17 protein-coding genes and 2 tRNA genes are annotated in these 19435 nt (G+C 72.8%); 4 read left to right on the forward strand and 15 right to left on the reverse strand.

Annotated features, from left to right (window positions below; all coding sequences use genetic code 11):
* Nucleotides 1-7: 7 nt before the first annotated feature.
* The gene (locus tag ACFPLC_RS39085) at nt 8-862 is read right to left on the reverse strand and encodes an MmyB family transcriptional regulator (protein ID WP_378202617.1); all 855 of its coding nucleotides are present in this window, start codon (nt 860-862) and stop codon (nt 8-10) included.
* Between the two features lie 9 nt (nt 863-871).
* Between ACFPLC_RS39085 and ACFPLC_RS39090 the strand changes: the two genes are divergently transcribed.
* Complete coding sequence (locus ACFPLC_RS39090) at nt 872-1000, forward strand: hypothetical protein (RefSeq protein WP_378236081.1); 129 nt, start codon at nt 872-874, stop codon at nt 998-1000.
* Here the strand turns inward: ACFPLC_RS39090 and ACFPLC_RS39095 are convergent.
* Entirely contained in the window at nt 970-1482 is a 513-nt protein-coding gene (locus tag ACFPLC_RS39095) for a lytic polysaccharide monooxygenase auxiliary activity family 9 protein (RefSeq protein WP_378202614.1), read from the reverse strand. The genes ACFPLC_RS39090 and ACFPLC_RS39095 overlap by 31 nt on opposite strands.
* A 276-nt stretch (nt 1483-1758) precedes the next feature.
* On the opposite strand from ACFPLC_RS39095, the gene lexA reads away from it, so the two are divergent.
* A complete protein-coding gene (gene lexA / locus ACFPLC_RS39100) occupies nt 1759-2412 on the forward strand; it encodes a transcriptional repressor LexA (protein WP_378202611.1) in 654 nt (217 codons plus the stop codon).
* 201 nt (nt 2413-2613) lie between these two features.
* Here the strand turns inward: lexA and ACFPLC_RS39105 are convergent, their stop codons facing one another.
* Nucleotides 2614-2865, reverse strand: coding sequence for a DUF4287 domain-containing protein (locus ACFPLC_RS39105; protein ID WP_378202608.1), 252 nt, complete (start codon nt 2863-2865; stop codon nt 2614-2616).
* A gap of 77 nt (nt 2866-2942) precedes the next feature.
* The gene (locus ACFPLC_RS39110) at nt 2943-3695 is read right to left on the reverse strand and encodes a class I SAM-dependent methyltransferase (RefSeq protein WP_378202605.1); all 753 of its coding nucleotides are present in this window, start codon (nt 3693-3695) and stop codon (nt 2943-2945) included.
* A 108-nt stretch (nt 3696-3803) separates the two neighbouring features.
* On the opposite strand from ACFPLC_RS39110, the gene ACFPLC_RS39115 reads away from it, so the two are divergent.
* On the forward strand, nt 3804-4403 hold the full coding sequence (locus tag ACFPLC_RS39115) for a TetR/AcrR family transcriptional regulator (protein ID WP_378202602.1): 600 nt from the start codon (nt 3804-3806) through the stop codon (nt 4401-4403).
* Between the two features lie 167 nt (nt 4404-4570).
* On the opposite strand, the gene ACFPLC_RS39120 is transcribed toward ACFPLC_RS39115, so the two are convergent.
* Both ACFPLC_RS39120 and ACFPLC_RS39125 read right to left on the reverse strand, forming a co-directional pair.
* A tRNA-Val gene (locus ACFPLC_RS39120) sits at nt 4571-4642 on the reverse strand.
* 37 nt (nt 4643-4679) lie between these two features.
* Nucleotides 4680-4754: transfer RNA gene (locus tag ACFPLC_RS39125), tRNA-Val, on the reverse strand.
* Nucleotides 4755-4921: 167 nt separating this feature from the next.
* Here ACFPLC_RS39125 and ACFPLC_RS39130 point away from each other — a divergent pair.
* Complete coding sequence (locus ACFPLC_RS39130) at nt 4922-6364, forward strand: DHA2 family efflux MFS transporter permease subunit (RefSeq protein ID WP_378202757.1); 1443 nt, start codon at nt 4922-4924, stop codon at nt 6362-6364.
* A gap of 70 nt (nt 6365-6434) precedes the next feature.
* Here the strand turns inward: ACFPLC_RS39130 and ACFPLC_RS39135 are convergent, their stop codons facing one another.
* The 9 genes from ACFPLC_RS39135 to ACFPLC_RS39175 are packed head-to-tail and all read right to left on the reverse strand — an operon-like array spanning nt 6435 to nt 19418.
* The gene (locus ACFPLC_RS39135) at nt 6435-9743 is read right to left on the reverse strand and encodes a serine hydrolase (RefSeq protein WP_378202600.1); all 3309 of its coding nucleotides are present in this window, start codon (nt 9741-9743) and stop codon (nt 6435-6437) included.
* Complete coding sequence (locus ACFPLC_RS39140; protein WP_378202597.1) at nt 9740-10687, reverse strand: ABC transporter ATP-binding protein; 948 nt, start codon at nt 10685-10687, stop codon at nt 9740-9742. Before ACFPLC_RS39140 ends, ACFPLC_RS39135 begins: the two co-directional genes overlap by 4 nt.
* Nucleotides 10684-12567, reverse strand: a complete 1884-nt coding sequence (locus ACFPLC_RS39145) for a dipeptide/oligopeptide/nickel ABC transporter permease/ATP-binding protein (protein WP_378202594.1) — start codon at nt 12565-12567, stop codon at nt 10684-10686. Before ACFPLC_RS39145 ends, ACFPLC_RS39140 begins: the two co-directional genes overlap by 4 nt.
* A gap of 1 nt (nt 12568) precedes the next feature.
* Nucleotides 12569-13552 (reverse strand): ABC transporter permease, encoded by a 984-nt coding sequence (locus tag ACFPLC_RS39150; protein WP_378202591.1) that lies wholly within the window; start codon nt 13550-13552, stop codon nt 12569-12571.
* Nucleotides 13549-15141: an ABC transporter substrate-binding protein gene (locus tag ACFPLC_RS39155; protein WP_378202588.1), complete on the reverse strand. Its 1593-nt coding sequence runs from the start codon at nt 15139-15141 to the stop codon at nt 13549-13551. The genes ACFPLC_RS39150 and ACFPLC_RS39155 overlap by 4 nt, the downstream gene beginning before the upstream one ends.
* Entirely contained in the window at nt 15138-16028 is an 891-nt protein-coding gene (locus ACFPLC_RS39160; RefSeq protein WP_378202585.1) for a serine hydrolase, read from the reverse strand. Before ACFPLC_RS39160 ends, ACFPLC_RS39155 begins: the two co-directional genes overlap by 4 nt.
* Nucleotides 16025-17410 (reverse strand): serine hydrolase domain-containing protein, encoded by a 1386-nt coding sequence (locus tag ACFPLC_RS39165; protein ID WP_378202582.1) that lies wholly within the window; start codon nt 17408-17410, stop codon nt 16025-16027. Before ACFPLC_RS39165 ends, ACFPLC_RS39160 begins: the two co-directional genes overlap by 4 nt.
* A 17-nt stretch (nt 17411-17427) precedes the next feature.
* Nucleotides 17428-18531 carry an o-succinylbenzoate synthase gene (gene menC, locus ACFPLC_RS39170; protein WP_378202579.1) on the reverse strand — a complete coding sequence of 368 codons (1104 nt, stop codon included), beginning with the start codon at nt 18529-18531 and terminating at the stop codon, nt 17428-17430.
* Nucleotides 18528-19418 carry a GNAT family N-acetyltransferase gene (locus ACFPLC_RS39175; protein ID WP_378236082.1) on the reverse strand — a complete coding sequence of 297 codons (891 nt, stop codon included), beginning with the start codon at nt 19416-19418 and terminating at the stop codon, nt 18528-18530. The genes menC and ACFPLC_RS39175 overlap by 4 nt, the downstream gene beginning before the upstream one ends.
* Between the last annotated feature and the right edge of the window lie 17 nt (nt 19419-19435).

Genomic DNA, 19435 nt, shown 5'->3' on the forward strand with positions numbered 1-19435 from the left:
AGCCGGATCAGCCTGGGCCGGTTTGGCCCACCCTGACGACCGACGGCGGCCCGGCCGCGCCGACGACCTCGCCGAGCAGGGCCGCGTCGCGCGACCCGGGTGCCGCGGTGAGGACCACCGCCATCAGGCCGTCGCCCGGCACTTCCAGGAGATTCCCGTCGAGCGTGATGTCACCGCCGTCCGGATGCCGGAAGACCGCACGGTTCTCGTACGTGGTCACCGTTTCCGGCGCGCGCCACAAGGTGTCGAACGGCCGGCTCGTCGTGCGCAGCTCGTCGACGAGCTCGGCGACGGAGGTGTCCGCGGGGAAGCGCAGGGACGTGTCTCGCAGCCGGGCGGCGAGCATCGCCCGGAACCCGGCCGCGCGCTCGTCGGTCCGGCTGATCCCCCGGGGTGCGTTGCGGAAGGTGCGCCAGGCGACGTTCCAGTCCCGCTCGTGCCCGGTCGGGCCGCCGGCCTGCAGCGCGAACCACGCGGTGTTGACGGCGACCACGTTCCACGCCGTGTCGGCCAGGAACGCGGGAGTGCCGCCGAAGCGCTCCAGCAGCCGCAGCGCCGCCGGTCCGGCCTCGCGCGGTACCCGCCCCTCCACCGGGGCGTACCCGGCCAGGGCGCAGAGCCGCTCGTAGTCCGCCCGCCCGAGCCGCAACGCACCGGCGATGGCCGTCACCACCCCGGCCGACGGGTGCCGGCGCCCCTGCTCCAGCCGCCGCACGTAGTCCGCGGACACCCCGGCCAGCTCGGCGAGCTCCTCGCGCCGCAACCCGCGGGTCCGCCGCCGCCCCCTCGCCGCCCCGGCCACGCCCGGGTCGGCGTTCTCCCGCAGCCGGCGCACCGCGGCGCCGAGATCGTGCAGCACCATGGCACCAGCATGCCCGAGGCAACCGCGCCGCCCGACGCACTCCTTTGTGGACGGCACAGCCGGGCGGGCCGGGTCGCCGGAGCCGACCCGGCCCGTCCGGCGCCGGCTCAGCTCACCTGCAGGTCGATGCAGGCGTAGAACGCGTTGGCCGTGTCGGCGATGTTCCACACCGCCAGGACCGTCTGGCGGCCCGTGTGGCTGCCCAGGTTGACCTGGTGCGCGACCGTCGACGGCGGCTGCTGGTTGTTGCCGCTCACCTCCGCGATCTTCTGGCTGCCGATGAAGTACTGGTAGTTCGACGTGCGGTGGCGGGCGGTGAACGTCCAGGTGAAGGTCACCGTGCGGCCGACGCTCGCCGCGCGCCAGCCCTTGTTGTTGTCGTTGAGCTCGGCGAACTGGGCGACGCCGCCGTTGCAGGACCGCAGGCCCTTGGGCCCTTCGACGCTCTGGGGCTCGTACTGGATCTGCCCGCACGACACGACGTGCTGGGCGCACTGCGCCTGCCGGCTGGCCGGCGAATTGACGTAGCCGTGCGCGCTCGCGATCCCGGCGGGGTTGAGCACCACCAGCACCGGGGCCACCAGGGTGCCCACGGCGGCCGCGACCAGTTTGCGATTCATGCCGAGCTCCTTCGGGGACAGGCTCGCCTCCCCGCCGCCGGGCACGGCGAAACCGCGGCCCCGGCCTCGCTGGGAGGTCCGCCGCGACGGGAAGGGTTACGAGCGAAGGAAAATTGTGGTCTAGACCATACGTCGAATCGTTACGCAGGTCAACGCCTGGCAAAGTCGGGAATGCTGTTGGTAAGGCGCCAACTGTCACCCGATGTTCCGTTGAGCGGGACCGCGACGGCGAGACCGGCGACGGAGCGCGGGACGCGTGCCTCTAGGATTACGCCGGTGACCACCTACGACGACACCTTCGAACACCTCGACCCCTCGGCCCTGCCGGAGCGGCAGCAGCGGATCCTGGTGGCGATCCGGGACTGGGTGGTCCAGCACGGCTACTCCCCCAGCACGCGCGAGATCGGCGAGGCCGTCGGCCTGCAGTCGACGTCGTCGGTGTCGAAGCACCTGGCCAGCCTCGAAGACAAGGGCTTCCTGCGCCGCGGCGCGACGGTGTCGCGCCCGATCGACGTGCGCGCTTTCCTGAACGGCACGGCCGCCGCCGAAGACGGCGACTCGGTGCCGGTGCCCGTCGTCGGCGACATCGCCGCCGGTACCCCGATCTCGGCGGTCGAGCACACCGACGACGTCCTCAAGCTGCCCCGCGACCTCACCGGCCGCGGCACGGTGTTCGGCCTGCGCGTCCGCGGCGACTCGATGATCGACGCGGCCATCTGCGACGGCGACATCGTCGTGGTCAAGCAGCAGTCCGAGGCCCACTCGGGCCAGATCGTCGCGGCGATGATCGACGAAGAGGCGACGGTCAAGGTCTACCGCCGCCGCGACGGTCACGTATACCTCGAGCCCCGCAACCAGGCCTACGACGTCATCGACGGCGACCGCGCGGTGATCCTCGGCGCGGTCGTGTCGGTGCTGCGCAGCGTCTGACTCACCAGGTGACGGGCAGCTGATACACGCTGACCGCCCTTCGGCCGGGCGATCGCGCTGCGACTGGCCGCCGACGGCGCGGCGGTCGGGGTGCACCGAGGCGGAAAAGTGGCGGCCAACGGGCACACCCCCTGCCGACCCGACCCGAAGCCACATCGACAATCGGCGATCGGGCCGGCGAAAGGGTTTACGAGGGCTCGATCACTCCCGGGCGGCCAGGCCGTCCAGGTGGAGAACTCCCCCGGTGTGGTGCTCCTTGACGAACTCCGGCCCCTTAGTCGCCAGGCGGGCTATCGCGGTGGCATGCCCGTGCCCGAGGTCGTGCTCAGCCTTCAACCACGCAGTGATCTCGCCCGCCTTCGTCAGATTCCGCGCGGCAATCAGGTCCAGGAACGCCCGGGGAGTGATCCCCGTCTGCTTCTCCGCGTTGTCGAGATAGGCCTGAAAAGACATGGTCACTCCTGGGTTTCACCGAACGAAGTTCGGGGTCGCTCGTGGTGCCACCATCGTCTCTCCGACAACTTTTTTTGTCAAGCCTTCGCCGCGACCACCGCCAAGGTCGTGTACGGCAGCACGAAGCTGCCCCCGAGCCCGTCGATCGCCTCACCCACCTCGGACAGCACCTCCGCCAGGGCGTCCGGCGGCAGCCGAGTCAATCCACCCGTGGTCGGCAGAAAGTCGAGCCACTCGTCGCGCGTATACGTCCGCTCCCACTCGAAGCTCCAGCGATCCGGACCACCAAGGCCATCCGCCTTGGCGATCGCGTCGGCGAACCCGCTGAACATCACGTCGTAGATCTCCGCCGCCGGCCGTGTTTCCCCGGTGAACGGCGAGCCGGGCAGCACGCGGCGGCAAGCCGCCGCGAAGGCCTCCGCCACCGCGGCGGGCGGCTGGAACACGTGGGCGAACACGACGAGCAGCCCTCCCGGCCGCAGGACCCGCGCCGCCTTGGCCGGTCCCGCCACCGGGTCCACCCAGTGCCAGGCCTGGCCGGCGACGACCGCGTCGAACGTCCGCGCGCCCGGGTCCCAGTCCTCGAACTTCGCCACCTCGACGTCGATTCCGCCGCGACGCGCGAAAGCCGCCATCCGCGCGTCGGGATCCACGCCGAGCACGCGGCAGCCGGCCGCGCGGAACTGCCGGGCCTCGATCCCGGTACCGCAGCCGACGTCCAGGACGTCGGGTCCGGGACTCGCGGCGACGATCCGGTCCACCAGCTTGCGCGGGTACTCCGGCCGCGCCCGGTCGTAGCGTTCGGCGTCCACCCCGAAGGATTCAGCCATCGTGCGCGCTTCGTGAGGTTGAGTGGGCATACGCCCACTTTAATGGGCACTTGCCCACTCGGGCAACCGCCCGGGCGTTCGCGGCGGGCGTAACGGAGAATGGGCACCATGCCGACCGGGGTTCACCTGCGCGACGTGCGCAAGCAGCTGTTCGACGCGGCCGAGCGGGTGCTCCTGCGCGATGGCCCGAACGCGCTGACCAGCCGGGCGGTGACCACGGAGGCCGACGTCGCGAAGGGTGTCCTGCACCGGCACTTCGCCGATTTCGACGACTTCCTGGCCGAGCTGGTCCGCGACCGGATCGCGCGCCTCGCGGACCAGGCGGCCCTCCTCCACGCGGCGGCGGGCACCCGGACGGTCGCGGAAAACCTCGTCGACGCCCTCATCGAGCTGTTCGACCCGGTGACGGTGGCCCTGTCGAGCTTGATCTTCTTCCGCGACGAGCTCCGCACCCGATTGCGCCATTGCGGGAACGGCCTGCCGCTCCTGGTGGAGGCGCGCGAGATGCTGGCGGCCTACTTGTCAGCCGAGCGCGAACAGGGCCGCATAGCCGCCGACGCCGACGTGGAGTCCCTCGCCCTGTCCCTGATCGGCTCGGCCCACCTCATCTTCGCCGGCCGCCCCCGCAAAACCCTCCCGGACACCGAAGAACTGGCGAAAACGGTCCACACGATCACCGCAGACGCAATCCAACGCCGCCTGCTCTAAAAAAAGTCCGAAGTGGACCAAAAGCCGCACCCGCAGCCAAAACGCACCCACACGGGGGGTCCGGGGCGTGCCCCCGGCGGGGGCGTGGGGGCTCGGCCCCCACAGGACACAAACGAGATGAGCCGTGTTCGCGTTTTCCGCGAACACGGCTCATCCGGCGAATCTCGTGGGCGATACTGGGATCGAACCAGTGACCTCTTCGGTGTGAACGAAGCGCTCTCCCCCTGAGCTAATCGCCCGTGGTACGAACTTCCACGAAATCCGGGGGTGGACTCGTGGTGCGCGATACTGGGATTGAACCAGTGACCTCTTCCGTGTCAGGGAAGCGCTCTCCCGCTGAGCTAATCGCGCGCTGCGGAACTTCGTACTGGCGGAAGCATATCGGACGCTTCGCGCGGCTTCGCAGGGGGTCCGCTGTACGGAAAACTGCCTGACAGGAGCGGCCCGAAACGGGCACACTGCGAAGGACGTCCGTGTTCGCCGCGGGCGTCCCGGCCGACCAGGAGAGTCCCACCCCGATGACCGACACCGTGTCCACCCCGCCCGTCGACGTGAACCGCGCTCCGGCGCGCTCGGGACTCCTCATCTGGGTTCTCGTGCTTTCCGCGTTCGTGATGATCCTCAACGAGACGATCCTGAGTGTCGGGCTGCGCGACCTGACCGTCGACCTGCGGGTGCCGACGACCACCGTGCAGTGGCTGACCAGCGGGTTCCTGCTGACGATGGCCGTTGTCATTCCCACGACCGGGTTCCTGCTGGAGCGGTTTTCGCCGCGGCAGGTGTTCCTGTTCTCGCTGTCGGCGTTCAGCCTGGGCACGCTGCTGAGCGCGCTGGCGCCCGGGTTCGGGCTGCTGATGGCGGGGCGCGTGGTGCAGGCGTGCGGCACGGCGGTGATGCTGCCGCTGCTGATGACGACTGTGATGCGGCTGGTGCCGCCGGAGCGGCGCGGCGCGACGATGGGGACGATCACGATCGTGATCGCCGTCGCACCGGCGGTCGGGCCGACCATCGGCGGCGCGGTACTGTCGCTCGGCTGGCGGTGGATGTTCTGGATCGTGCTGCCGTTGGCGGTCGCCGCGCTGGTGATCGGGGGGCTGCTGCTGCGCATCGAGGGCGAACGCCGCCGGGTGCCGCTGGACGTGCCGTCGGTGCTGCTGTCCGCGGTCGGGTTCGGTGGGATGCTGTACGGCCTGTCCTCGAGCGGGGAGCAGGCCGGGGCGGAGCCGCTGGTGCCGGCGTGGGTGCCGATCGTCGTCGGGGTCGCCGCGCTGGTGGTGTTCACCTGGCGCCAGCTGCGGCTGCAGCGCCGGGACCGTGCCCTGCTCGACCTGCGGCCGTTCACCCACCGCAGTTTCGTCGTCGCGCTGGTGCTGACCGCCTTGCTGTTCATGTGCCTGATCGGCGCCGCGGCGATCATGCTGCCGCTGTACCTGCAGACGGTGCTGCACACGAGCACGTTCGTCAGCGGGCTGGCCGTGCTGCCCGGCGGGCTGGTGCTGGGCCTGCTGGGCCGCCCGGTGGGCGCGCTGTTCGACAAGGTCGGCGGCCGTCCGCTGGTCATCCCCGGTGCGGCGGCGATGGCCGCTTCGCTGTGGCTGTTCGCGGCACTGGGGGCCGATTCGCCGCTGATCGCGGTGATCGGGATCCACGTGCTGATGATGGCCGGGCTGGGGCTGATGATGACGCCGCTGTTCACCGAGTCGCTCGGTGTGCTGCCCGAACACCTGTACTCGCACGGCAGCGCGATTCTCTCGACGCTGCAGCAGGTGGCGGGCGCGCTCGGCACCGCGGTGTTCGTCAGCGTGGCCACGCTGGCCAGCCACGACACGACGGCGGCCAGCCCGGACGCTTCGGGCCTGCGGGCGGCGTTCATCCTCGCCGGGATCATCGGGCTGCTCGCCTTCGCGGGCAGCTGGCTGATCCGGCGCGGGCCGGCTCCGCAGCCGGCTTCGCACCACTGAGGTAAGGTCCCGCTTCCGCTCGGCGAAGGCCGGGGGCAGGCCTGCGAGCGGAAGCGGGAGTCCGGCGCGGCTACTCGACCTTCGGGGTGGCGCGGACGCCGCTGTGCAGGTACCGCTCCCCCGAGGGCAACGTGTAGAACGTCGCCGAGATCCAGGACTTCGCACCCGGCTCGCGGAAGACGAACTGCGAGTCCCCCATCGGGATCAGGTCGTGTTCCGTCGTCGGTTCCGGGACCAGCTCGGCGATCGGGCCGGTGATCGTCTGGCGCATCCGCAGGCCCGCGTCCCCTTCGAAAACCTCGATCCGCATCGACGCGCGCTCGTAGACCCCGAGGTACTCCGTGAGGTCCACGGACGGCGGCTCGGCCGCGGGCGAGACCGGGCGCGGCATGGCCACCCCGGCCAGCGAAGCGAAGATCTCGCGGAACAGCTCTTCGTACAGGTCACGCGTGTTGCCGCCGTTGGTGAGCAGCGTGACGGCCAGACCGTGGGCGGGCAGCAGCCGCAGGAACGCCGACTGCCCGATCGTGTTGCCGTCGTGGCCGATGACGCGGTGGCCGTCCCAGTCGAAGCGGATCCAGCCCAGGCCCCACGAGTCGCCCAGCGTGTGCTTGTCCGGCATGTCCGCCTGCCACTCGGTCATCGCCGTCGCCGAGGCCTCCGACAGCACCTCGCCGCCGCCGGCCAGGTGCATCCGCGCGAACGCGAGGACGTCCGCCGCCGACGCGGTGATCAGCCCGGCCGGGCCCACCGAGCGCGGCAGGCCCCACGCCGGAGCGGGCTGCGGCTCGCCGTCGCCGGCCGCGACGTGGCCCATCGCGGTGCGGTGCAGCAAGGCCTCCTCCGGCAACGTCCCCGTGCGGGTGAGGCCCAGCGGGGTGAACAGCCGCTCGCGCAGGGCCGCGTCCCACGTCTGGCCGGTGAGCTGCTCGATCACCCGGCCGATCAGCACGAACCCGGCGTTGCAGTACGACAGCGTCGCCCCGAGCGGGTGATTCTGGGCGACGCTGTCGAGGAGGCCGACGAACTTCTCGATGCAGTCGTCGCCGCGGCCGGTGTCGGTGAAGACGTCGCCGTCGATGCCACTCGTGTGGGTGAGCAGGTGGCGCAGTGTCACCTGCTTGGTGACGTCGGGGTCGGCCAGCCGCAGCTCGGGCAGCACGTCCGCGACCGGCGCGTCCAGCTTCAGCAGGCCCTCGTCGACCAGCTGCATGGCCACCGTGGCCGTCCAGACCTTGGTGATCGAGCCGATCTGGAACACCGAGTCGTCGGTGACCTCGACCCCCGTCGCGGTGTTCAGCACGCCGTGGCTCGCGAGCACCTGGTCGTCGCCGAGCCGGATGCCCAATGACGCCCCGGGAACGCGGTGCTTGCGCGCGAGCGCGGCCAGGCGCCGCCGCCAGTGCGCGGCGTCGAGCGGCACCCGCGCGGGCTGGCCCGGCTCGCCCGCGTGCTGCGCGACCCAGTCCACGATGCGCCGGTTGAAGTCCTGCCGGTGCGACGGTTTCCCGTCGAGGATGAACAGGTGGGACGCGCCCGGGTAGAGCACCAGGCGGGTCGGGACGCCCTGCTCGCGCAGCGCGGTGAACCACTGCTCGGCCTGCCCGGCCGGGCACCGCTCGTCGGCGGCGCCCTGGACCACCAGGGTCGGCGTCCGCACCTTCTCCACCTGGGACAGCGGGGAAAGCGCCGCGTAGTGCCCCCGGTTCTCCGACGGGATCGCGCCCAGTTCGGCGACACCGAGGTAGTGGCCGCTGTCGGACGTGCCGGCCATGCTGACGACGTCGCTGACGACCCCGCCCGCGACCGCCGCGGCGAAGCGGTCGTCGCGGCTGGTGAGGTAGCAGGTCATGAAGCCGCCGTAGCTGTAGCCGGCCACGGCGAGCCGCCGCGCGTCGGCCACGCCCTCGGCGACGAGGGTGTCCAGCGGCTCGAGGAAGTCCCGGGCGTCGGCCACCCCCCAGGCGCCGAGCGCCGCGGTGTAGAACGCTTCGCCGTAGCCGTCGCTGCCGCGCGGGTTGAGCAGCAGCACCGCCCAGCCGCGGGCGACGAGTTCCTGGTGGTAGAGGTGGGTGGCGTCGGCCGTGCCGTTCCAGGCGTTGTGCGGGCCGCCGTGGATGTCCAGCAGCAGCGGGAGCGGGCCGGAGCGGCCGGGATCGCGCAGCAGCCAGCCGGCCACCACCGTGCCGTCGGAAACGGTGAACTCGCGCGCTTCGGGGACGAACGGCTCGAGGTCGGCGGGTCCGTGCGCGGTGCGGACCTCGATCTCGCCCCCGGGGAGGTCGACCGTCGCGATCTCGCCGTAGGACGTCGGCGTGGCCAGCACGATCGCCGCGGTGTTCCCGGCGACGGACATCGCCGCCACGGCGGTCCCGGTGCTGCCGACGACGAGCCGCGGCTCGCCCCCTTCGGGATCGACGGCGTAGAGGTGGGTGTAGCCGCGGTCGCGGACGCAGAACAGCAGGGAGTCGCCCGCGAGCTGCGGAAGCGCGCCGGGGTAGCCGGGCGCCCCCGGCATGACGTTGCGGTCCAGTGGCGCGGCCAGGTCGGTCGTTTCCCCGCCGTCCAGCGGGATCCGCAGGAGCCCGAGGTGCCCGGGTGCGGTGTCGCGGCGGCCGACGGCCAGCAGCGCGGTGCCGTCGGCGCTCCAGGTGACCGTGCCGCACATGCCGTCGCCGGAGCCGATCAGGCGGGGCTCTCCGCCGGGCTCGACGACGTACGCGCCGGAGCGGAACGTCAGGTCGGCGTCGGCGTCGGGGCCCGCCGGGAAGGCGAGAAGCGAGCCGTCGGGCGACCACGCGGGGTCGCCGGCGTGCCAGTCCCCCGACGTCACCTGCCGGACCTCGCCGGTGGCGACGTCGAGGACGTGGACGTGCTTGCGCACGCTCCGCAGCAGCCCGGCGCCGTCGGCCTTGAAGTCGAGCCGGTCGGCGACCACGGGTGCGCCGGCGCGGCGGGCCCGGGCGGCGTCGTCCTCCCCCTCGTCCGCGGCGAGGTCGACGGGGGCGGCGAAGGCGATCTCGGCGCCGTCCGGCCGCCAGACCGGGCTGCCCGCGCCGAGCGGCAGGCCGGTGACCCGTTCGGGTTCGCCGCCGTCCGCCGGGAGCAGCCACAGCTGCGCCGGGCCGTCCTGGGCGCGCAGGAACGCCAGGCGCGTGCCGTCCGGCGACCACGCCGGCGCCACGTCGGCCGGGCCGCGGGTGAGCCGGCGCGCCTCGCCGCCGCCGGTGCCGACCAGCCAGAGCGAACGGGTGTCCTCGTCTTTGTCGCGGTCGGCGGTGCGCAGCACGTACGCGATCCGGCCGCCGTCGGGGGAAATCGCCGGCTGCTCGGGGAACGCGAACGCCGGGAGGTCGTCGATGCCGGGACGTCGGGTCATGCGGATCTCCTCGTGGGATGGCTGGCGGCGAAGTGGCACGCAGCGGAGTGGGGCCGGTCCGCGGCCTCGCCGGCCGGGTCGGCGGTGACGCAGACGGCGCGGTCGGGGTGCACGAGCGGGCCGATCGGGCAGCGCGGGTGGTAGCGGCAGCCGGACGGCGGGTGGTGCGGGTCGGCCGGTTCGGTGTCGGCGAGCGCGTCGAGGCCGGTCTCGTCGAGCAGGGTGCCGTGCGCCGACGGCGCGGCGGCCAGCAGATCCCGCGTGTAGGGGTGCTTCGGGTCGGTGAGGACCTGCTCGGCGGGGCCGGCCTCGACGATCCGGCCGAGGTACATCACCGCGACGACGTCGCTGACGTACCGCACGACGGCGAGGTTGTGCGAGATGAACAGCATCGACAGCGCGAGCCGCCGCTGCACGTCCCGGACCAGGTTGAGCACGGCGCCCTGCACCGAGACGTCGAGGGCCGAGGTGATCTCGTCGGCGACCAGCACCTTCGGCTGCCCGGCCAGCGCCCGGGCGAGCGCGACGCGCTGCCGCTGGCCGCCCGAGAGCTGTCCGGGCAGCAGGTCCGCCCGATCGGGATCGAGGTTCACCAGTTCGAGCAGCCTGGCCACCTCGGCCCGGCGCCCGGCGCGGCGGGGCATCGCCTCGGCGATCGACTCCCCGATCGCCATCCGCGGGTCCAGCGACGAATACGGGTCCTGGAACACCATCTGCAGCGGGCGCCGCCGCGGCAGCCGGCGCACGTCGACGCCGTCGAGCAGCACCCGTCCGGCGCTGACCGGCGCCAGTCCGGCGGCCGCCCTGGCGAGGGTCGACTTGCCGGAGCCGGACTCGCCGACCAGGCCGACGACCTGTCCGGAAGGGACGGTCAGGCTGACGCCGTCGACCGCGGTCAGCTTCCCGTAGCGGACGCTGACGCCTTCGAACCGCAGAGCGCTCACGCGGCCCCCTCCTCGTGCGACTGTCCGGAAAGGACACTGACCTGGGGGTGCCAGCAGGCGACCCGGTGGCCGGGGCGATCCGTGGCTTCGAGCACCGGGTCCTCGGTGCGGCAGCGGTCCGACACGAGCGGGCAGCGGTCGGCGAACGCGCAGCCTTCGGGGACCTGACCGGGTTCCGGCGGGCGGCCGGGGATCACCTCGAGGGGCCGGTCGCGGTCGGTTTCGAGGTCGACCGTCGTGGCCAGCAGCGCCCGCGTGTACGGGTGCTGCGCCGGGCTCCCGGTCGGCAGGTCTTCGACGATCCGGCCGGCGTACATCACCAGCATCCGTTCGCACGTCTGGGCCACGACCGCGATGTCGTGGCTGATCAGCAGGATCGCCGCGCCTTCGGCCTCCCGCGTCCGCGCGAGCAGGCGCAGCACCTGCCGCTGCACGGTGACGTCGAGCGCGGTCGTCGGCTCGTCGGCGACGATCAGCTTCGGACGGCCCATCAGGCCCATGCCGATCATCGCCCGCTGCCGCATGCCGCCGGAGAACTCGTGCGGGTACTGCCGGGCGCGCCGCTCGGCGGCCGGGACGCGCACCGCGGCCAGCCGGTCCACCGCGCGGGCGAACGCACGGCGCCGCGACAGGCCGTGGTGCTGCTCGGACACCTCGGCCAGCTGGCCGCCCACGCGGCGGGCCGGGTTGAACGACGTCATCGGGTCCTGGAACACCATGGCCAGCGCCGTACCGAGCTGCCGGTCCGATGCGGTGTCCAGCGGCTTGCCGTCGAACTCGAGCCGGTCGGCGGTGACCACGCCGGGGGCCTCGACCAGCCGGGACACCGCCAGGGCGGTCAGGCTCTTCCCGGAACCGGATTCGCCGACCACGCCGACCGCTTCGCCGGCACGGACGTGGAAGCTGACGCCCCGCACCGGAACCGTCCAGCCGTCCGGTGCCGGGAACGCCACCCGCAGGTTGTCCACCACGAGCACGGCGTCCGCGGGCGGCTCGGGAAGCGCCGCCCGCGCGGCCGGGCGCGGGGGTGCCCCGCGCCGGGTCACGCGGGTCCGGACGCCGACCACCGCGGCGACCGTCTCGCCGACCAGGTTGAACGCCAGCCCGGCGAGCACCACGGCCACGGCGGGGGCGAGCGCGGCGGCCGGGTTGACGTAGATGCCGTCCAGGCCCTCGCGCAACAGCCGTCCCCAGTCGTAGTCCGGCGCCTGCACGCCGATGCCGAGGAACGACAGGCCGGCGAAAGCGAGCAGGGCCGAGCCCGCGCCGATGGTCGCGTTCACGACGAGCGGCTCGCCGATGTTCGGCAGCACGTGCCGCGCCAGCAGCCGGATCCGGCCGACGCCGGCGATCCGGGCCGCGGCCACGTAGTCGCGGCCGCTGACCGACGCCGAGAGCGTCTGCACGAGCCGCGCGAACGCCGGCGCCGTCGCGAAGCCGATCGCCAGCACCGCGCCCTGCGTGCCGACGCCGAAGATCACCGCGAGGAACAGGGCCAGCAGCAGCCCGGGGAACGCCACCGCGATGTCGACGACCGCCGTGAGCAGCCGGGCCGCCCACCGGGGCAGCACGGACGGCAGGGTCCCGAGTACGACGCCGGTGCCGGCCCCGATCGCGGTGGCCAGCACGGCGAGGCCGACCGAGAGCCGGGTCGCCACCAGGGTCCGGAGCAGCAAGTCCCGGCCGAGGGAGTCGGTGCCGAACGGGTGCGCCCCGGACGGTCCCTGGCCGATCGCGTCGGTGTCGATCGCGGCCGCGCCGTCGCCCCACAGCAGCGGAGCCAGCACCGACAGGACGACGACCAGGGCCAGCAGCACCGCCGAACACGCACCCACCGGCGTGCGCACGGCCGCCGTCCACCGGGAACCACGTCGGGCCATCTCACGCCTCCCGGATGGCCGAGCGCGGGTCGAGCAGCACGAGCACGACGTCGACGAGCAGGTTCACCAGCAGCACGCCGACGCCGTAGACCAGCACGATCCCCTGCACCAGCGGGTAGTCCTTCTGCAGGATCGACTGGACGATCGTCGAGCCGAGGCCGGGCCACGCGAACACGTTCTCGACCAGCACCGTGCCCGCGACCAGCCCGGTCAGCATCAGGCCGCCCAGGGTCAGCGTCGCGGTCAGCGCGTTCGGCAGCGCGTGCCGGAGGTAGACCAGCCGGGCGGGCAGCCGCTTCGCCCGCGCGGTGCGGACGAAGTCGGCGCCGAGCACCGCGAGGAGCTCGATCCGGAGCATCCGCGCGAGCACCGCCGACGGCCCGGCCGCGAGGGCCGCGACCGGCAGCACGTACGCGCTCGCGTCGTCGCCGCCGGCCACCGGGAACCAGCCGAGGCCGACCGCGAACAACGCCACCAGCGCGACCGCCACCAGGAACTCCGGGATGGCCCCGAGGAAGACGCTCACCGACGTGAACGCCAGCTCGCCGCCCCGGCGCCGGCCGCCGCGGGTCAGCACCGCGAAGACCACACCGACCGGGATGGCGACGGCGACCACGACCGCGAAGGCCAGGATCGCCAGCTGCAGGGTGGCCGGCAGCCGGTCGCCGATCACTTGCGTGACCGGCTGGCCGCTCGCCATCGACGTCCCGAAGTCGCCGGTGACCAGGCCGCGCAGGTAGTGCCCGTACTGAACCCACAGCGGGTCGTCGAGGCCGAGCTCGAGCCGCTTGGCCCGGACCAGTTCGGCCGGGGCGGTCATCCCGAGCGCGGCCCGCACGGGGTCGCCCGGGACCAGGTGGATCATCAGGAACGCCGCCGTGACCAGCGCCCACAGCGAGACGGCGAACCGGGTCAGCCGCCGTGCGGCGAACGCCGGCCAGCCGCCGCCGCGCAGCCGCGCGGGTGCCGCCGCCACCGTGGTCATCGTGCGTACATCCGGATCGACGACGGCGTGACGCTGCCCTGGCTGACCTCGAACCGCGAACCGCTCGCGTAGTACGGCACGACGGAGTCGATGTAGGGCACCACGTCGACGTGCTTGACCAACGCGGTCTCCGCGGCCTGCCAGGCGGGGCAGCTGGCCGCACCGGCCATCGCGGCCGCCTGCTTCACGTTCTGCTCGTACTCGGGGTTGGCGATGTGGCCGAAGTTGGTCCCCTCCGGCGCCGCCGGGCCGGACGCGAACGGCACCAGCTGGCTGGGCAGGGTGAGCCCGAGCGGCCCGAGCGAGACCTCCCACTCGCCGGTGCCGAACAGCACCTGGGACAGCCCGGGGCTGTCGACGGCCTTGAGCGTGACCTCGGCGCCGAGCGACTTCCACGTCTGCTGGGCCAGTTCGGCGGTCGGTGCCATCGTCGGGCCGAGCTGGGTGCCGTAGAGGACGGTGAGCGCCAGGCGCTTGCCGTCCTTGACGCGCACGCCGTCCGCGCCCGCCTTCCAGCCCGCACCGTCCAAAGCGGACGCGGCGGCCGCCGCGTCGTGCGCGGGCAGGTGGCCGGTGACGGTGTCGCCCGAGCACGCTCTCGGCTCGGCGGTGACCAGGCTCTGCGACGGCTTACCGGTGCCGTTGGTCAGCACCTTGCCGAGCTGGGCCAGGTCGAGGGCCTGGGTCAGCGCGCGGCGCACGGCCTCGTCCTGGCCGGGGCGTCCGGGGGCCTGGTTGTAGAAGATCTCTCCGAGCGGGGCGAGGAAGTCGGCGTGGAAGAGCTTGCGCGCTTCGAGGCGCTGGCGGTCCGGCCCGTTGATCTGGCTCGCGTTCACCTCGCCGGACAGCAGCAGGTTCGTCACCGTCGAGGTGTTCGGGATGACCCGGGCGACGACCTTGTCCGGCAGGCCCGGCTGCTGCGCTTTCCAGTCCCCCGGTCCCCACGTGTAGTCATTGCGGCGGGTGAACGTGTAGTGGTCGTTCGGCACGACCTCGGCGACGGCGAACATGCCGGTGCCGCTACCGCCCGTGGCCAGCAGCTTCCGGTCGGCCAGGCCCTTGCCGCACACGATCGGCAGGCTGCCGACGTTGCGGAGCAGGAACGCGTCGGGCGCGCCGCTGGTGACGGTGATCGTGCGGGTGGCTTCGTCGGCGGTGGCCTTGGTGCCGGGCGCGATGGTGAGGCCGGCGAAGGGCGACTTGTTGGCGGGGTCGCCGACGAACCCGATGTTCCCGGCGACGTCGGCGGCGGTCAGCGGGCTGCCGTCCGCGCAGGTGATGCCGGGCCGCAGGGTGAACGACGCTGACGTGTTCGTGGCGTCCCACTTCTCCGCGAGCGCGGGCAGCGGCTTGCCGTCGGGGCCGAGTTCGAGCAGGGAGTCGTAGAGGAACCGGTCGACCTGGGCGGTCACCGAAAGCACCGACATGTGCGGGTCGAGGTTGCCCGGGTCGGAGGCGATCCCGAGGGTGAACGTCTTGCCGTCGGCCAGGCTGCCACCGGCCGCGCCGGCACCGCCCGGTCCCCCGCAGGCGGTGGCCACGAGGGCGAGTGCGCCGGCCACGACCACCGCGGTCCGTGTCTGGGTCATGGGTTTTCCTTCCGCAGGTGGTCCACGGCGAGGCGGCCGGCCTTGCCGATCGCCGCGTCGATGGCGGGTTGCCGTTCGGCCAGGGAGTTCGCGCGGGTGAAGACCGCGACGGCGAAGCGACGGCCGTCCGGGCCGGACACGACACCGGCTTCGTTGCGGACCGACGGCAAAGTGCCGGTCTTGGCCGCGACACCGACGTCCGAAGGGAACCCGGACGACAGGCGGTGCGGCCAGATCTGCCGGGCCATCATCGACCGGACGCGCTCGCACGCCGCCGGGTCGCCGGCGCGGTCGGTCCACACCGCGTCGAGCAGCTCGGTGATCTCGCGGGGGGTCGACGACGTCGTGCGCTCGGGGTCCAGCACCGCGAGCTTCCCCGTCTGCTCGGGGGTCGTGCCGGCGAACACGGCGTCGATGTCGGCGTCTTCGGCTGCCCCGACGTCGGCGAGCACGGAGGCGAACAGGTCCTCGCAGCAGCCGATCAGCCGGGTGCGGCGCAGGCCGAGGTCGGCCAGGAGGCGGTCGACGGCCTGCTGCCCGATCCGGTGGTAGACGACGTCGGTGGCGGCGTTGTCGCTCATCGTCAGCATGAACAGCGCGAGGTCGCGCCAGCTCATTTCGACGTCGTCGGCGCAGCCCGCGGTGCCGATGCCGCCGATGCGGTAGCGCCGTCCGACGCGGGTCCGGGCGGTCTCGTCCAGCCGTCCCGCCGCCACCTCGCGGGCGTAGGCGACGGCGACCGGGATCTTGAACACCGACGCCAGCACCACCGGGTCGTCCGCGCCGACGGCCACCTCCGGCCCGCCGCCGATCTCCCGGGCGTGCAGGAACCCGCGCGCGCCCGCCTCGGCGAAGACCCCGGCGATCTCCGCCTCGACAGCGCTCACGCGGTCACCCGCCGGTCGGCGCGGCCGGTGTGCAGGTACAGCGCGCGGCCGGTGCCGTCGTCGCCGACGAAGGCGTGCGGGATGTACATGCCCTGCATCGGCTCGGCCAGGATCAGCGTGTCCCCGTTCAGCGCGACCAGCTCGGTCTTCTCCGGCTTGGCCAGCTCGGCGAAGATGCCCTTCGGGACGCGCTCGACCCAGACGCGGCCGTCGTCGTCCTGGCTGACCACGATGTCCGCCACCGACGACGAGTACTCGCCGACGTACCGCGAGGCGTCGAACCGCGGCGCCTCCGGGTCGGGCACGGGCGGCACGGGGAGCTCGATGCCGGTCAGCTCGCGCAGAACGTGCCGGACGACCTCGCTGTAAACCGCGATCGTGTCGCCACCGTTGGTCAGCAGGGCCACCGCGACGCCGTGTTCGGGGGCCACGCGCAGGAACGCGGACTGGCCGATGGTGCCGCCGTCGTGGCCGACCACCGTCCCGCCCGAGGCGTCGAACAGCGACCAGCCGAGCCCCCACGCGTCGCCGAAGAGGCCGAGGTCGGGCAGCTCCACCAGGCGTTCCCGCATGGCCCGGGCGCTGTCCGCGCTGAGGACACGGGTGCCGTCGGGGCCTTCGCCGTCCCGCAGGTGCATCGCGGCGAACGTGACGAGATCACGGGCGCGCATCGCGAGCATCGAGCCGGCCGGGGCGTTGGACGGCGCCAGCGCCCAGGTGCCCGCGGGTTCCGGGTCGGTGCCGGGCTCGGCCGTCAGGTGCCCGAGCGCGGCGCGGAACCGGATCGCCTCGTACGGGCTCGGCGCCGCGTGCGTCAGGCCGAGTGGCGTGAACAGGTGGTCCTGCAGGCATTCGTCGTAGGTCTTGCCGCGCAGCACCTCCACGAGCCTGCCGAGCACGCAGAAGGCGGCGTTGTTGTACGAGAACATCTCGCCGGGCGGGAACAGTTGGGGCACGTCGCCGAGCGTGGCGACGTACTTTTCGATGCAGTCGGCGCCGCGGCCGGTGTCGGTGAAGATGTCGCCTTCGAAGCCGGCGGTGTGGCACATCAGCTGCCGGACGGTGATCCGGGCGGCCGCGTCATCGTCGCCGAGCACGAACTCCGGCAGGTACGTCCGCACCGGCTGGTCGAGGTCGAGCACGCCGTCGTCGACGAGCTGCATGGCCAGCGTCGTCGTCCAGACCTTGGTGATCGAGCCGATCTGGAACAGCGAGTCGGCGTCGGCTTCGACGCCGGTGCCGGTGTTGAGCACCCCGGCGGCGTGGTCGGCGATTTCTCCGCCGGCGTACACGGCGACGGCCGCGCCGGGCACGTGGTGCTCGGCGAGCAGGGCGGGGAGCCGGGTCTGCAGCCAGGCGGAGAGTTCGGGGAGTTTCGACATGGGGACCTCTCGTTTCGCTAGGCGAGCCAGGACTTCGCGGTGGTCACCTCGGCCAGCCGCTCGGGGATCGGGGTGACGCCGAGCCCGGGCCCGGACGGCACGGGCAGCCGGCCGGCTTCGAGCACGAACGGCTCGGTGATGTCGGTGCGGTAGAACCGGTCCGACGCCGAGGTGTCGCCGGGCAGGGTGAACCCGGGCAGTGACGCGAGCGCGACGTTCGCGGCCCGGCCCAGCCCGGTTTCGAGCATTCCGCCGCACCAGACGGGAATGCCGTGCGCGGCACAGACGTCGTGCACCCGCCGCGCCTCCAGGTAGCCGCCGACCCGGCTGGGCTTGATGTTGACGATCCGGCAGGCGCCGAGCCGGATCGCGTCGGCGGCCGACCGCGCCGACACGACGGTTTCGTCGAGGCAGATCGGCGTCCGGAGGTGCTTGGCGAGCTCGGCGTGGCCGAGCACGTCCTCCTCTTCCAGCGGCTGCTCGATCAGCAGCAGCCCGAACGGGTCGAGCCGTTGCAGCTGCGGGACGTCCGAAAGCGTGTACGCGGTGTTCGCGTCGACCTGCAGCAGGACGTCGTCCCCGAAGCGCTCGCGGACCGCCCGCACCGGCTCGACGTCCCAGCCGGGCTCGATCTTCAGCTTGATGCGCAGGTACCCGGCGGCGAGGTAGCCGCCGACCACGGTCAGCAGCTGCGGGATCGAATCCATGATCCCGACGGAGACCCCGCACGGCACGGAGTCCTTTGTGGACCCCAGGGCGGTGCCGAAGGAAAGGCCGTGCGCGCGCAGCTCGGCGTCGAGCACGGCCATCTCCAGCGCGGCCTTGGCCATCCGGTGGCCCTTGAACTTCGCCAGCAGCGGCGCGACCTTGTTTGCCGTGAGGTCCCCGGCGGCCAGCAGCGCGGGCACGAGGAAGGTCCGCAGCACGTGCTCGACGCCGTCGGTGTACTCCGAGGAGTAGAGCGGGCCGGCCATCGCCCCGCACTCGCCCCAGCCTTCGCCTTCGGTCGTCACCGCCCGCAGGACCAGCAGCTCGCGATCGGCCTGCGTCCCGAACGACGTCCGGAACGGGGCCACCAAGGGCATCCGCACGCGCAGGACTTCGACACCGGTGAGTTTCATCGCGACTCCTTGGTGAGCACGTACCAGCCGGCCCGATCGAATCCGGTGACCGAGGCGCCTTCGGCGAGCAGGCCGCCGAGCACCTCCCGCAGCGCGACCCGCCACGCCCCGCCCTGGTCCGGGTCGGTGCGCCGGAGCGCCTCGATGTCCGGCGGGACGGCGACCAGCACCACCGGCGCGTCCGCGGAGCCGGTGACCGGACCGGTGTCCGGGCCTGCCGACAGCGCGACCGCCGCTCCCCCGGCCCGCAGCGCCTCCGCGTCGACCCGGTCCGGCCGTCCGGCGGCGGCCGTCCGCACGGGCGGGCTCGCCAGGTCCCAGGCGACCATCAGGCGGTCGGTGTCACCGGCGCCGTTGATGCCGTCGTGCATCGGGCCGTAGAAGTCCGGCAGGTAGTGCGCCGGACGGGCGGCGAGCTTGGTCAGGTTGAAGTGGGCGTTGCGGCGCACCAGCGGGTCGAACGTCCAGGAGATCACCCCGACGCCCTGGCGCAGCGCCCACGCCCGCTGGTGCAGTTTGAGCGCGAAGCCGATGCCGCGGCCGTGCCCGGCCGTCGCGACGCCGGCGATGTGGCTGTGCAGTCCTCCCTTCGCGGGTTCGCCGAAGAACCCGAAGCAGGCGCCGAGCAGCTCGGGGCCGTCGAACGCGCCGGCGACGTAGTTGCCCGCCGACACCATGGCCCGCAGCAGTTCGGCGGTGACCAGGGGATTTCCCGGGGCGGGGCGCCAGATCGACTCGAAGAGCCGGGACACCGCGGCCAGGTCGGCGACCTCGGCCAGGGTCCGGATCCGGACGCCCGAAGCGAGGGCGGCGCGGGCCGCGGCGGCGGTGGCTTCGTCCCGCAGCGGCGGGGCGGTGTTCGTCACGACTTCTGTCACGTCCACCATCCTTTTCGGACGCTCGC

The organism is Amycolatopsis plumensis (genome assembly GCF_042652605.1).
In the GTDB taxonomy this organism is placed as follows: Bacteria; Actinomycetota; Actinomycetes; order Mycobacteriales; family Pseudonocardiaceae; genus Amycolatopsis; species Amycolatopsis plumensis.

Coding starts and splice junctions, on each gene's coding strand:
- ACFPLC_RS39115 (WP_378202602.1), top strand. CDS start 3,804: ATGCCGACCGGGGTTCACCTGCGCGACGTGCGCAAGCAGCTGTTCGAC.
- ACFPLC_RS39150 (WP_378202591.1), bottom strand. CDS start 13,552: ATGACCACGGTGGCGGCGGCACCCGCGCGGCTGCGCGGCGGCGGCTGG.
- ACFPLC_RS39105 (WP_378202608.1), bottom strand. CDS start 2,865: ATGTCTTTTCAGGCCTATCTCGACAACGCGGAGAAGCAGACGGGGATC.
- ACFPLC_RS39175 (WP_378236082.1), bottom strand. CDS start 19,418: ATGGTGGACGTGACAGAAGTCGTGACGAACACCGCCCCGCCGCTGCGG.
- menC (WP_378202579.1), bottom strand. CDS start 18,531: ATGAAACTCACCGGTGTCGAAGTCCTGCGCGTGCGGATGCCCTTGGTG.
- ACFPLC_RS39155 (WP_378202588.1), bottom strand. CDS start 15,141: ATGACCCAGACACGGACCGCGGTGGTCGTGGCCGGCGCACTCGCCCTC.
- ACFPLC_RS39110 (WP_378202605.1), bottom strand. CDS start 3,695: ATGGCTGAATCCTTCGGGGTGGACGCCGAACGCTACGACCGGGCGCGG.
- ACFPLC_RS39095 (WP_378202614.1), bottom strand. CDS start 1,482: ATGAATCGCAAACTGGTCGCGGCCGCCGTGGGCACCCTGGTGGCCCCG.
- ACFPLC_RS39085 (WP_378202617.1), bottom strand. CDS start 862: ATGGTGCTGCACGATCTCGGCGCCGCGGTGCGCCGGCTGCGGGAGAAC.
- ACFPLC_RS39165 (WP_378202582.1), bottom strand. CDS start 17,410: ATGTCGAAACTCCCCGAACTCTCCGCCTGGCTGCAGACCCGGCTCCCC.
- ACFPLC_RS39145 (WP_378202594.1), bottom strand. CDS start 12,567: ATGGCCCGACGTGGTTCCCGGTGGACGGCGGCCGTGCGCACGCCGGTG.
- ACFPLC_RS39090 (WP_378236081.1), top strand. CDS start 872: ATGCCCGAGGCAACCGCGCCGCCCGACGCACTCCTTTGTGGACGGCAC.
- ACFPLC_RS39130 (WP_378202757.1), top strand. CDS start 4,922: ATGACCGACACCGTGTCCACCCCGCCCGTCGACGTGAACCGCGCTCCG.
- ACFPLC_RS39135 (WP_378202600.1), bottom strand. CDS start 9,743: ATGACCCGACGTCCCGGCATCGACGACCTCCCGGCGTTCGCGTTCCCC.